Source organism: Candidatus Solirubrobacter pratensis (assembly GCF_000425945.1).
In the GTDB taxonomy this organism is placed as follows: domain Bacteria; phylum Actinomycetota; class Thermoleophilia; order Solirubrobacterales; family Solirubrobacteraceae; genus Solirubrobacter; species Solirubrobacter pratensis.
This window is the reverse complement of sequence record NZ_AUEK01000011.1, coordinates 206,106-218,186: the sequence shown is the minus strand read 5'-3', so window position 1 is coordinate 218,186 and position 12,081 is coordinate 206,106. Positions and strand designations below refer to the sequence as shown.

The window sequence follows — 12,081 nt, the reverse complement described above, 5'->3', positions numbered from 1 at the left end:
AATGTCGCCGGTGCCGGATCCGCCGCCCGCCCGGCCGCGGCGAGGCGAGACTCGCGGCACTAGACTGGCCCGCCGATGCCGTATGCCTCGCGAATCCGGCAGGGTCTCGCCGTCGCCCTCGTGTCGCTCGCCGTCCTGCCCGCCGGCGCCCGCGCCCAGGGCGCGGGCGACGACCAGTACTCGGACCCGTTCGGCGGCGACGCCACGCCGACCGCCACGCCGCGCCCGAAGGCGACCGCGACGCCGCCGCCGGCCCAGCCCGCCGCGCCTCCGGCGCCCGCCCAGGCAGCGGCGACCGCGACCACCACGCCCGCACCGTCGTCGCAGCCGCAGCTGCCCTACACCGGCATCGACGCGTGGCCCCTGGCTGCCGGGGGCGCGCTCCTGCTCGGCGCCGGCCTCGCGCTGCGCGCGCGCGTCCGTGACTGAGATCAGCGACGGGCCGGGCGCGACCGAGCGCGCAGGGGCCGTGCTCGCGCAGACCTTGAAGCCGGGCGACGTCGTGCTCGTCTCGGGCGAGCTCGGCTCCGGCAAGACGACGTTCGTGCGCGGGGCGCTGCGCGCGCTCGGCGTCGAAGGCCCGATCACGTCGCCGACGTTCGTCGTCGGCCATCTCTACGACGGCCCGCTCGCGCACCTTGACCTCTACCGGCTCGCGGGCATGGGCGGGGAGGACCCCGGCATCCTCGACCCGTTCTTCGCGCCCGAGGCGATCGTGTTCGTCGAGTGGCCCGAGCACGCCGAGGACGCGGTCCCGCCGGAGCGGATCGCGCACCGCGTCCGGCTCGCGCACGCCGGCGGCGACGATCGCAGGATCGAGATCGCGTGATCGCCGGGCTGGACACCTCGACGCCGGTCACGACCGTCGCGGTCCTCGGGCCGCGGGAGCTCGAGCTGCACGACGACGGCGAGAAGCCGCGCCACGCCCAGACGCTCCAGCCGCTGCTCGAGCGGGTGCTCGAGCAGGCCGGAGCGAGCTGGGACGAGATCGAGCGACTGTGCGTCGGCGTCGGCCCGGGCGGCTTCACCGGACTGCGGCTGGGAGTCGCGACCGCCCGCGCGATCGCGCAGGCGCGCCAGATCCCGCTCGCGCCGGTCTCCAGCCTCGACGCCCTCGCCGCGCCCCACCACGGCCGCGTCGCCGCCGTCATCGACGCCCGCCGCGGCGAGGTGTTCGCCGCGCTCTACGAGGACGGGGAGCGCACGCTGGAGCCGGTCGCGCTGGCGCCCGAGACGCTCGCCGGGCGGCTCTCACGCGGCACGCTGGCCGTCGGCGACGGGGCGGTACGCTTTCGGATGGAGCTCGAGCGGGCCGGAGCGGACGTCCCGGCCGACGGTTCCGACGCCCACCGTGTGAGTGCCCTGATGGTGTGCCGCCTGGGTCGGGCGAAGGAGCCCGTGGACCGCGACGCCCTGCTCCCGGACTATCGCCGCGAGCCGGACGCCAAGCCACAGTGACCGCTCCCCCCGCCGCCGCCATCCAGGTCCGTCGCCTGACGTACGCCGACCTCCCGCAGGTCGTCGCGATCGAGCGCCGCGCGTTCACGAGCCCGTGGTCGCTCGCGATGTTCGTGCTCGAGCTCTCCAAGGCGTCAGGGATCTGCCTCGCGGCCGAGATCGAGGGCGAGCTGGTCGGCTACACGATCTGCTCGCGCTACGACACCGTCTGGCACATCATGAACGTCGCCGTGGACCCGGAGACGCGCCGCCGCGGGATCGCGACCGCTCTGCTCGAGCGGCTGCTGGAGCGGGTCGCGCCCGACTCCCAGCTGACGCTCGAGGTACGCAAGTCCAACGACGGCGCGATCGCGCTGTACGAGCGCTTCGGCTTCCGCGCCGCGGGCGTCCGCCGACGCTACTACCAGGACAACGGCGAGGACGCCCTGATCATGTGGCGCACGCCGGCCACGCAGCGGGGCTCGCTCGACGACGTCCCCGGGATGCCGTGATCCTGGCGATCGAGACGTCGTGCGACGACACGTGCGCGGCGGTCGTGACGCGCGACGGCGAGATCCGCTCGAACGTCGTGTCCTCGCAGGGCGTGCACGCGCGCTTCGGCGGCGTGGTGCCCGAATGGGCGTCGCGGCACCACCTCGAGCTGGCCAACGACGTCGTGGACGACGCCCTCGCGACGGCCGGCGCGACGCTCGCCGACGTCGAGACCGTCGCCGTGACGCAAGGCCCCGGACTGGTCGGCGCGCTGCTCATCGGCGTCGCGACCGCCAAGGGGATCGCGGGCGCCCGGCGCCTGCCGCTCGCCGCGGTCGATCACCTGCAGGGCCACGTCGCCGCCAACTTCCTCGCCCCGGACCCCTTCGGACCGCCGTTCGTGTGCCTGCTGGCGTCGGGCGGCCACACGCTGCTGGCGCGCGTGCAGGACCACGAGGGCTACACGACCCTCGGGCAGACGCTCGACGACGCCGCCGGCGAGGCGTTCGACAAGGGCGCGCGGCTGCTCGGGCTCGGCTATCCGGGCGGCCCGGCGCTGTCCAAGCTCGCGCTCTCGGGCGACCGCGAGGCGTTCGCGTTCCCGACCGGCGCGCGCGTCGCCGGGCTGGACTTCTCGTTCGCCGGCCTCAAGACCGCGCTGCTGTACAAGGTGCGCGAGCTGGGGGAGGAGGAGACCGCCCGCCGCGCCGCCGACCTCGCCGCAAGCTACGAGCACGCGATCGTCGAGGCGCTGATCGCCCGCGTGACCCGCGCGCTGGAGACCGAACGCGAGCCGCGGCTGGCGATCGGCGGCGGCGTCGCCGCGAACCGGCTGCTGCGCGAGCGGGCCGCCGCGCTCGGCGTCCCGGTGCACATCCCGCCGCCCGAGCTCTGCACCGACAACGCCGCGATGATCGCGTCGGCCGCCCGCTGGGTGCAGCCCGCGGCGTTCCCGCACTACCTCGCCCTGGACGCCTACGCGACCCGGCGCGCGGCCTGAGGTGCCCGGCGGCGACGAGAGCGCCGCGCCCGCCGCGGGCGAGCGCGTCATCACCGAGCCTCCGCCGGCCGAGGCGCCGCCGCGGCGGCCGCCGTGGGGCCGGATCGCGCTCGGCGCGCTCGTGCTCGCCGCGATCGCCGTCGCCGTCGTGGTCCTCTCCGGCGGGAAGGCGTCGCTCCCCGGCGCCGCGGCCCCGCCCGGCACGCTCGCGGACCCGGTGCCCTACGACGGGCGCAGCCCGGGCCAGCCGGCGGGCGACGAGACACGCGTCCTCGTCCAGCTCCCGCGCAGGCCGCTGGGCGAGCTCAAGGACGCCCGCGCGATGGGCGCCGAGGCGCAGGCGGTCTACATCAAGTCGCTCAAGCGCGAGCAGATCACGCTGCGGTCCGCGCTGCAGGCCAACGGGATCGTGCTGCGCGACGTCGTCTCCTACTACCGCGTCTACGACGGCTTCGCCGCGACCGTGCGCACGCAGGACGTCGGGCGCCTGAACTCGCGCGGCGCCCGCGTGCGGACGGTGCGGCGCACCTACCCGGCCAGCGGCGAGCCGGTGCCGGTCGAGGACTCCCGGCCCAAGGAGAAGGAGGCGGCCCAGGGCCAGCCGCCGGTCGCGCTGCTCGACACCGGCGTCGACCTCACCGCGCTCAAGGCCCACGCCGATCCCGGCTACGACGCCGTCGACCGCGACACCGACCCCTCGCCGGGCCGCGACCCGGCGGGGACCGGCCGGCGCGAGACCAGCGGGACGGCGCTGGCGGGGGTCCTCGCCCAGCTCGGGGAGCGCGTGATGCCGATCCGCGTCGCGAGCCTGCGCGCGTCGCCCTCGGTGGAGGCGGTCGGGACCACGGACGAGCTGCTCGCGGGGCTCGAGCGGGCCGTGGACCCCAACGGCGACCTCGACAGCTCCGACCACGCCGCGATCGCGCTGGTCGGCGTGAACTCGCCCTACGCGGGCTTCGAGCGCTCGCCCGAGGCGCAGGCCGTGCGCGGCGCGGCGGGGCTCGGGACGCTCGTCGTCGCGCCCGCCGGCAACGAGGGCGCGGCGCGCGAGGGCAGCGGGACGATCGGCTCGCCCGCGGCCGCGGCGGACGCGCTGGCGGTCGGCGCGCTCGCCGGCCCTGAGCCCGCGCCGCGCGTCGAGCTCGAGGCGGACGGCGAGACGATCGCCGAAGCCGCCGTGCTCGGCGGCTCGCCGGCGGCCGCCAAGAGCGCCGGACCCGTCACGGCGGCCGACCCCGCGGCCTTCGGCGACCAGGCGCCGAAGCTGCGCGGCACCGCGCTGATCGTCAAGGCGGGCGCCAACCCGGCCGCGCAGGCCGCGGCGGCCGCCGCCATCGGCGCGCGCGTCGTGCTGCTCGCCGACCCCCGCGCCGACCGCCCGCTGCCGGCGATGGCCGCCGGCCGCGCCGCCGCGCCGGTCGTCGGCGTCACCGGGGATGCCGCGAAGAGGCTCCTGAGCGTCAAGCCGGGCACAAGCATCGCCTTCGGCCACGTCGAGCGCTCGCCGCGCGGCGAGGAGCCGTCGCTGCACGCGTCGCCGTACACGTCCGAAGGCCCGTCCGCGGGCGGCCTCGCGAAGCCCGACGTCGCCGCGGCGGGGAGCGCGCTGACGGTCACGGCCGGCGGCGCGACCGCCGTGGCGGGCGGCAGCGCGATCGCCGCCGCGCGCGTCGCCGCCGCGGCCGCGCGGCTGTTCCGCGCCCACCCCGAGCTCTCGCCCGCGCAGCTGCGCGCGCAGATCATCGCCGCCGCCGATCCGGCGAACCTGCCACCGGAGCGGACCGGCGGCGGCGCGCTGCGACCCCCCGAAAGTGCCGCGGGGATCACCGCCGACCCCACGTCGCCCGCCTCCGGCCCGCTCGACCCGCTCGAGCTCACCCTGAGCGCCACCGCGTCGACCGCGCTCCGGCTCCGCGGGAGCGGGAACGCGCAGATCGACCCCCCGACGCTCACGCTGACGCCCGGCGCGCCCGCCGAGGTCTCCGTGCGCACACCGACCCAGGGCGCCGGACGGCTCGTCGCGCTCGACTCGCGCAACCGCACCGTCGCCTCGGTTCCGTACCTGATCCGCCCCCAGAGCCCGCCCGCGGTCCCGCTCGGCCGCCTCAGCCTCACCGCCGCGGGCCGCGGCGTCCGCTTCACCCTCGGCTCGTTCAGCCGCGGCGACCCGCTCGGCGACGGAAGCAGCATCCGCTTCGCCGACAAGCTCGAGCTCGACCTCGTCAACGCCCAGGGCGAGACCGTCCGCACGCTCACCGTCCCCGGCGGCGCGACGGAGCTGATGCCCGCCGAATACGGCTACACGCTGCCGAAGGCGGACTTCGACGCGCTTCCCGCGGGCCGCTACGCCTACCGCGCGAGAGCCTGGGCGCCGAACCGCAACCAGCCGGTCACCGGGCGCTCGAAGTCCTTCGCCCGATGACGACCGTGACCCTCTACGGCCGCCCCGGCTGCCATCTCTGCGACGACGCGCGCGAAGCCCTCGATCGCGTCCGGCTGCGCGCGCCGTTCCGGATCGAGGAGATCGACATCACGGCGGACGACGTCCTGCACGCCCGCTACCTGGAGAGGATCCCCGTGATCGCGGTCGACGGCGAAGAGCTCTTCGACTACGTCGTCGATGAGGACGCCCTCCAGCGGCGCATTCTCTATCGTGGGCACAGATGAGCTTCGGCGACGTCGCGACTAAGGCTGGCGGCGGCGGCGCACAGCAGGGCGATGGCGGGCTGGGTCCTCTCTCGGACCGCCTGTCGCTCGGCGTGGCCGCCCGTCTCTCGCGCTACCTGCAGGTGCTCACCCAGGCACGCAAGATGGGCAAGGAGACGATCTCCTCCCAGGAGCTCTCGGAGTACACCCACGTCAACTCGACCCAGATCCGTCGCGACCTGTCGGGCTTCGGGAAGTTCGGCAAGCGCGGGGTGGGCTACAACGTCGACTCGCTGGTCAGCCAGATCCGCAAGATCCTGCGCACCAGCGGCCAGCACAACATCGCGCTGTTCGGCGCCGGCCACCTCGGCCGCGCGATCGCCTCGTCGGACATCTTCGCCGACCACGGCTTCCGCGTCGTGGCGATCTTCGACACGGCGCAGGAGAAGATCGGCGAGAAGGTCGGCTCCACGACGGTCCGCCACACCGACGACCTCAAGCAGATCGTCGAGGAGGAGGACATCGTGGTCGGCGTCCTCGCTGTCCCGACGGCCGCCGCCCAAGGGCTCGCCGACCTGCTGGTCGACGCGGGCGTGAAGATCATCTTCAACTACTCCGAGGCGCTCCTGCAGGTCCCACCAGAGGTGACGGTGCACACCTCCAGCCCCGCCGTCGACCTGCTGTACGCGCTGTACTTCTACCTGACCTGAGGACGCATGGATCTGGTTGCGGCGCGCGAGATCTTCGAGAGCTCGCAGGACTTGACGGTGGGCATCGAGGAGGAGTGGGCGATCATCGATCCCCACACGCTCCTGCTGACGCCGCGCTTCGAGGACCTGCGCGCCGCGGGCGCCGGCGACCCGGTGCTCGCCGATGCGATCTCCGGCGAGCTGATCTCCTCCGAGATCGAGATCCGCTCGGGCCGCGGCGAGACGCTCGCCCACGCCCGCGAGCTGCAACACGAGGCGCGCCGGCGCCTGTTCGCGATCGCCGAGGCCAACGGCGTCGGGCTGGCCGCGACCGGCACGCACCCGCTGAGCGACTACCGCGACCAGAAGATCATCGACACGGAGCACTACCACCGCGTCGAGGAGGGCCTGAAGTACGTCGCGTGGCGCAACAACACGTTCGCGCTGCAAGTCCACGTCGGCGTCCAGGGCGCCGACCGCGCCGTCAAGGCGTGCGACCGCCTGCGCCCCGTCCTGCCGCTGCTGCTCGCGATCAGCGCGAACTCGCCGTTTCTGGACGGCCGCGACTCCGGCCTACACTCCGCTCGTACGCAGACGTTCACGAAATCCTTCCCCCGCTGCGGCATCCCGGACGTCTACGGCTCGTGGCCGAGCTGGCAGGAGTACGTCGAGCTGCTGCTGCGCACGAACTCGATCGTCGAGTTCACCCAGCTGTGGTGGTCGGTCCGCCCGCATCACAGCTACGGCACGATCGAGGTCCGGATCTGCGACGCCCAGACGACGGGCCCGGAAGCCGACGCCATCGCGGAGCTGGTCGTCGCGTGCGTTGCCCAGGCGCTGCGCGAGGTCGACGCGGGCGAGACGCCGCCCGATGTCCCCGGCCGCCTGATCGAGGAGAACATGTGGCGCGCCATCCGCTACGGGCAGGACGGCAAGCTGCTCGACCTCGAGGCGGAGCGCATCGAGGAGTACCCGGCCACCGAGGCGGTGGACCGCCTCAGGGCCTGGACGGGCGCCGACATCGCGCTGCCGGAGCTCAACGGGGCGCAGCGGCAGCGTCGAATGATCGACGCCGGCGCGTCACCCTACGAAGTGTTCAAGCAGTGCGTGGAGGAGACCCGCGCGACGTACCCGGCACAGGAGAGAGCGATCCCATGAGCCAACGCCAGTTCTCCGAAGACGAGATCCGCGCCCTCGAGGCCGAGATGGAGAAGCTCAGCGTCGAAGACGTGCTGCTCCAGACCCTCGTGACGCTGATCAACCTCGGCGCCCGCAAGGCCGGCCTGGCCTCGCCGCCGGGCGACGAGGAGCCCAGGCGCGACCTCGCGCAGACGAAGAAGGCGATCGACGGCGCCCGCGCGCTGCTGCCGCTCGTCGAGGACACGCACGGGGCGGAGTTGGGCCCGTTCAAGGACGCGCTGTCGCGCCTGCAGATGGCCTATGTGCAACTTTCGGGCGATGCGCCCGGAGCGGAGCCGGAGCCGGAAAAGCCTGCAGATCCCGGAGGTCCGGGGCCGGCCCAGTCGTCCGGCCGCCTCTGGGTTCCGGGGCAGTAGTCCGGCCTCCACGGTAGACTCCCCGCGCTCCACGGCGGCCCTCCCCGGGCTGCCGTTTCTGCTTTGTCTGAGTCCAGAGGGGTTCCTTTGTCAGATTTCCTGTCCGACCACGGCGCCTTGATCGCCGTCGTCTGCGCGTTGCTCGCCGTGGCGTACGGCGTGCTGACGACGCGCTCGCTGCTCGCCCTGTCGCCAGGGAACGAGACCATGCAGCGGCTGTCCGCCGCCGTTCAGGAAGGCGCGCAGGCCTACCTGCGGCGCCAGTACACGACGATCGGCATCGTCGGCGTGATCCTGTTCATCGCGCTCATCCCGCTGCAGAACATCGAGGTCGCGATCGGGTTCGCGATCGGCGGGCTCTCGTCCGCGGCGGCGGGCTTCATCGGCATGAACGTGTCGGTGCGCTCCAACGCGCGCGTCGCCGAGGCGGCGCGCGGCGGCATCGGCAAGGCGCTCGACGTCGCGTTCCGCGGCGGCGCGGTGACCGGCATGCTCGTCGTCGGGCTCGCGCTGCTCGGCGTCGCCGGCTACTACGGGATCCTCACCTGGATCTTCGACGTCGAGACCAAGAAGGCCGTCGACGCGCTGATCGGCCTCGGCTTCGGCGGCTCGCTGATCTCGGTGTTCGCCCGTCTGGGCGGCGGCATCTTCACCAAGGGCGCCGACGTCGGCGCCGACATCGTCGGCAAGATCGAGGCCGGCATCCCCGAGGACGACCCGCGCAACCCGGCCGTGATCGCCGACAACGTGGGCGACAACGTCGGCGACTGCGCCGGCATGGCGGCCGACCTGTTCGAGACCTACGCCGTGACGGCGGTCGCCGTCATGCTGCTCGGCGTCCTGACGTTCCCGGGCGCCTCGACGGTCGTGATGTTCCCGCTGATCCTCGGCGCCGTCTCGATCATCGCGTCGATCATCGGCACGTTCGCGGTCAAGTCCGCCTCGGGCAATGTCGAGCGCGCGCTCTATCAGGGCGTGATCCTGGCCGGCGTCATCTCGGCGCTGCTGTTCATCCCGGTGACCAACTGGATGATGGACGACCTGCCCGGCGCCGGCGCGCCGGCGTGGACCGACATCTACTTCTGCGCGCTGATCGGCCTCGCCGTGACCGGCGCGCTGTTCGTCATCACCGACTACTACACCTCGACGCGCTTCGCTCCGGTGCGGTCGACGGCGCGCGCGTCCGAGACCGGCCACGCGACGAACATCATCCAGGGCCTCGCGCAGGGCCTGCAGGCGACCGCCGCGCCGGCGATCGTGATCGTCCTCGCGATCTGGGGCTCCAACGAGCTCGCCGGCATCTACGGCATCGCCGTCGCCGTGATGGCGCAGCTGTCGCTCTGCGGCCTGATCGTCGCGCTCGACGCCTTCGGCCCGATCACCGACAACGCCGGCGGCATCGCCGAGATGGCGGAGATGCCCGAGGACGTCCGCAACGTGACGGACCCGCTGGACGCGGTGGGCAACACCACCAAGGCCGTCACCAAGGGCTACGCGATCGGCTCCGCGGCGCTCGCCGCTCTGGTGCTCTTCGCCGCCTTCAAGATCGAGCTTCAGGACGAGCTCGGCAGGCCGATCCAGTTCCTGCTCGACGACCCGCACGTCCTCATGGGCCTGCTGATCGGCGGCATGATGGTCTGCCTGTTCGCCTCGCTCTCGATGGAGGCGGTCGGCCGCGCCGGCGGCGCGGTCGTGGAGGAGGTCCGCCGCCAGTTCCGCGAGAAGCCGGGCATCATGGACGGCACCGAGCAGCCGGAGTACGGCACGTGCGTGGACATCGTGACCCGCGCGGCGCAGCGCGAGATGATCATCCCGTCGCTGATCCCGATCGTGATCACGCTGATCGTCGGCCTCCTCTCGGACACCATGCTCGGCGGCCTGCTGATCGGCGTCATCGTCGTCGGGCTCTTCTTCGCCGTGCTGATGACCTCGGGCGGCGGCGCGTGGGACAACGCGAAGAAGCTGATCGAGGACGGCGCGCACGGCGGCAAGGGCTCTGAGGCACACGCCGCGTCGGTCACCGGTGACACGGTGGGCGATCCCTTCAAGGACACCGCCGGGCCTGCCATCAACCCGATGATCAAGGTGGCGAACATCGTCGCCCTCCTAATCATCCCGCTCATCGCGTAGCCCTGCGCAGGCTGCGCAGCGCGGCAACGGCTCGACCTCGTCCGCGAGGTCGAGCCGGCGCGGCTCTTGGTCGCGCGGCGCGGGCTTGGTCTCCTGTGGGGCATGAGCATGCAAGCCGCCGTCTCCACGCCCAACGGTCCCGGGTGGATCGAGTTCCAGGACGTGCCCGTCCCCGAGCCCGCGCCCGACGAGGCGCTGATCGCCGTCCGCGCCTTCGCGCTCAACCGCGGCGAGCTGCGGCTGCTGGCCGCGCGCGAGGACTGGATCCCCGGCCAGGACATCGCGGGCGTGGTCGAGCGCCCGGCCGCCGAGGGCAGCGGCCCGCCCGCCGGCACGCGCGTGGCCGCGCTGGCCGACTGGCACGGCTGGGCGCAGTACGCCGCCGTGCCTGCGCACCGGATCGCGCCGCTGCCCGACGGCGTCCGGTTCACGGCCGCCGCGGCGATCCCGATGGTGGCGACGACCGCGGTCAACGCGATCCGCCGCGGCGGCTCGCTGCTCGGCCGCCGCGTGCTCGTGACGGGCGCCTCGGGCGGCGTCGGCACGTTCGCCGTCCAGCTCGCGAAGCTGTCGGGCGCGCGCGTGACCGCCGTCGCGCGCGCCGCCGAGGCCGAGCGGCTGCGCGAGCGCGGGGCGGCGGAGGTGATCGCCGAGGCCGGAGGCGGTCCCTACGACCTGATCCTCGAGTCCGCCGGCGGCGCGAGCCTGGCGGCGGCGATCGCCGCGTGTCGATTAGCTGACGGCCGCCGTGAGCCGGGCGAGCGCGGACGTGAACGCGTGCTCGGGCGGCGTCGCGTAGCCGACGACGAGCGCGGGCCCGTGCCGCGGGCCGCCGATCCGGAAGGTGTCGAGCCCCATCACCGCGACGCCGTGCGCCGCGGCGCGCGCGACGGCCTCCTGCTCGTGCTCGCCGGGCGGGAGCTCGAGCAGCGCGTGCAGCCCGGCGGCGACGCCCGCGATCCGTACCCGCGGGGCGTCGCGCCGCAGCGCCGCCACGAGCCGGTCGCGGCGGCGCCGGTAGGCGAGCCGGGCGCGGCGGACGTGACGGTCGTAGCCGCCGGAGGCGATCAGCTCCGCGAGCACGAGCTGGTCGAGCGCGCTCGAGTTGCGGTCCGCGCGCAGCTTCGCGCCCACCACGTCGTCAACGAGCCGCGCGGGGAGGACCAGCCACGCCAGCCGCAGGCCCGGCGCGAGCGTCTTGCTCGCCGTGCCCGCGTAGACGATGTGCTCGGGCGCGAGCGCCTGCATCGCCCCGAGCGGCTGGCGGTCGTAGCGGAACTCGCCGTCGTAGTCGTCCTCGATCACCAGCCGGTCGCGCGCCCACGCGGCCGCGGCGGCGCGCCGCTCCGGCGCGAGCGGCGGACCGAGCGGGAACTGGTGCGCGGGCGTCAGCACGGCCGCGTCGGCGTCCTGCAGGACGGCACCGCCGTCGTCGATCGTCAGCGGCGCGATCCCGAAGCCGTGCGCGGCGGCGGCATCGCGGTGGTCGGGAAGGGTGTACGCCTCGAGCCCCAGCGTGCGGGCGCCGCGGGCGCGCAGCACGTCGCACAGCAACGCCAGGCCCTGCGTGAAGCCGGAGACGATCACGATCCGGTCGGCGGAGGCGTCGACGCCGCGGGCGCGGGCCAGATAGGCGGCGAGCGCGCCGCGCAGCTCCGGCCGCCCGCGCGGGTCGCCGTACCCGAGCGCGTCGTACGGCGCGGTCGCCAGCGCCCGGCGGGTGGCGGCGACCCAGGCTGCGCGCGGGAACGCGGCGAGGTCGGGCGTGCCGGGGCGCAGGTCCAAGCGCGGGGCGGGGGAGGCGGCCTCGGGCGCGCCCGTCTTCTCGCCGCGCGCGTCCGCGGCGCGCGAGCCGACGCGGGTCCCGGAGCCCTGGCGGGCGATCAGCCAGCCCTCCGCGACCAGCTGGCCGTAGGCGTCGGCGACGGTGTTGCGGGCGACCCCGAGGTCGTGCGCGAGCGCGCGCGAGGACGGCAGGCGCGTGCCGGGCGTCAGCCGGCCCGTCCGCACGGCCTCGCGCAGCGCCGCTTCCAGCCCTGCGCGCACGCCGGGGCCGGAGACCGCGAGGTGCACGTCGACGCCGGAAATGGCCCACGATCTCGTCACGTGAATGGACCTTAACGCTGGGCCG

The 12,081-nt window shown here is 74.3% G+C and carries 12 protein-coding genes and 1 pseudogene; 12 read left to right on the top strand and 1 reads right to left on the bottom strand.

Translation table 11 applies throughout. The features are described from left to right. Positions 1-75 precede the first annotated feature (75 nt). From H958_RS48310 to H958_RS49115, 12 genes and pseudogenes are all read left to right on the top strand, one after another. On the top strand, positions 76-429 hold the full coding sequence (locus tag H958_RS48310) for an LPXTG cell wall anchor domain-containing protein (RefSeq protein WP_028059687.1): 354 nt from the start codon (positions 76-78) through the stop codon (positions 427-429). Beyond that, on the top strand, positions 422-829 hold the full coding sequence (tsaE, locus tag H958_RS48305; protein ID WP_028059686.1) for a tRNA (adenosine(37)-N6)-threonylcarbamoyltransferase complex ATPase subunit type 1 TsaE: 408 nt from the start codon (positions 422-424) through the stop codon (positions 827-829). The genes H958_RS48310 and tsaE overlap by 8 nt, the downstream gene beginning before the upstream one ends. Beyond that, positions 826-1,458, top strand: coding sequence for a tRNA (adenosine(37)-N6)-threonylcarbamoyltransferase complex dimerization subunit type 1 TsaB (gene tsaB, locus H958_RS38335; RefSeq protein WP_051324460.1), 633 nt, complete (start codon positions 826-828; stop codon positions 1,456-1,458). Before tsaE ends, tsaB begins: the two co-directional genes overlap by 4 nt. Continuing rightward, positions 1,455-1,949 (top strand): ribosomal protein S18-alanine N-acetyltransferase, encoded by a 495-nt coding sequence (gene rimI / locus H958_RS38330; RefSeq protein ID WP_051324459.1) that lies wholly within the window; start codon positions 1,455-1,457, stop codon positions 1,947-1,949. The genes tsaB and rimI overlap by 4 nt, the downstream gene beginning before the upstream one ends. Further along, positions 1,946-2,929 (top strand): tRNA (adenosine(37)-N6)-threonylcarbamoyltransferase complex transferase subunit TsaD, encoded by a 984-nt coding sequence (tsaD, locus tag H958_RS0118020; protein WP_028059685.1) that lies wholly within the window; start codon positions 1,946-1,948, stop codon positions 2,927-2,929. Before rimI ends, tsaD begins: the two co-directional genes overlap by 4 nt. A gap of 1 nt (position 2,930) precedes the next feature. Beyond that, positions 2,931-5,351, top strand: a complete 2,421-nt coding sequence (locus tag H958_RS0118015) for a S8 family serine peptidase (protein ID WP_028059684.1) — start codon at positions 2,931-2,933, stop codon at positions 5,349-5,351. Continuing rightward, a complete protein-coding gene (locus tag H958_RS0118010) occupies positions 5,348-5,596 on the top strand; it encodes a glutaredoxin family protein (RefSeq protein ID WP_028059683.1) in 249 nt (82 codons plus the stop codon). Before H958_RS0118015 ends, H958_RS0118010 begins: the two co-directional genes overlap by 4 nt. Next, positions 5,593-6,285 (top strand): redox-sensing transcriptional repressor Rex, encoded by a 693-nt coding sequence (locus H958_RS38325; RefSeq protein ID WP_081686015.1) that lies wholly within the window; start codon positions 5,593-5,595, stop codon positions 6,283-6,285. Before H958_RS0118010 ends, H958_RS38325 begins: the two co-directional genes overlap by 4 nt. A 6-nt stretch (positions 6,286-6,291) precedes the next feature. Continuing rightward, the gene (locus tag H958_RS0118000; protein ID WP_028059682.1) at positions 6,292-7,422 is read left to right on the top strand and encodes a carboxylate-amine ligase; all 1,131 of its coding nucleotides are present in this window, start codon (positions 6,292-6,294) and stop codon (positions 7,420-7,422) included. Continuing rightward, positions 7,419-7,820: a hypothetical protein gene (locus H958_RS0117995; RefSeq protein WP_028059681.1), complete on the top strand. Its 402-nt coding sequence runs from the start codon at positions 7,419-7,421 to the stop codon at positions 7,818-7,820. Before H958_RS0118000 ends, H958_RS0117995 begins: the two co-directional genes overlap by 4 nt. Positions 7,821-7,907: 87 nt before the next feature. After that, on the top strand, positions 7,908-9,950 hold the full coding sequence (locus H958_RS0117990; protein ID WP_028059680.1) for a sodium-translocating pyrophosphatase: 2,043 nt from the start codon (positions 7,908-7,910) through the stop codon (positions 9,948-9,950). Between the two features lie 102 nt (positions 9,951-10,052). Continuing rightward, a pseudogene (locus tag H958_RS49115) lies at positions 10,053-10,307 on the top strand (alcohol dehydrogenase catalytic domain-containing protein); the annotation flags it as partial. Between the two features lie 375 nt (positions 10,308-10,682). Here H958_RS49115 and pdxR read toward each other — a convergent pair. Continuing rightward, a complete protein-coding gene (pdxR, locus tag H958_RS0117980) occupies positions 10,683-12,056 on the bottom strand; it encodes a MocR-like pyridoxine biosynthesis transcription factor PdxR (RefSeq protein WP_028059678.1) in 1,374 nt (457 codons plus the stop codon). Positions 12,057-12,081 lie beyond the last annotated feature (25 nt).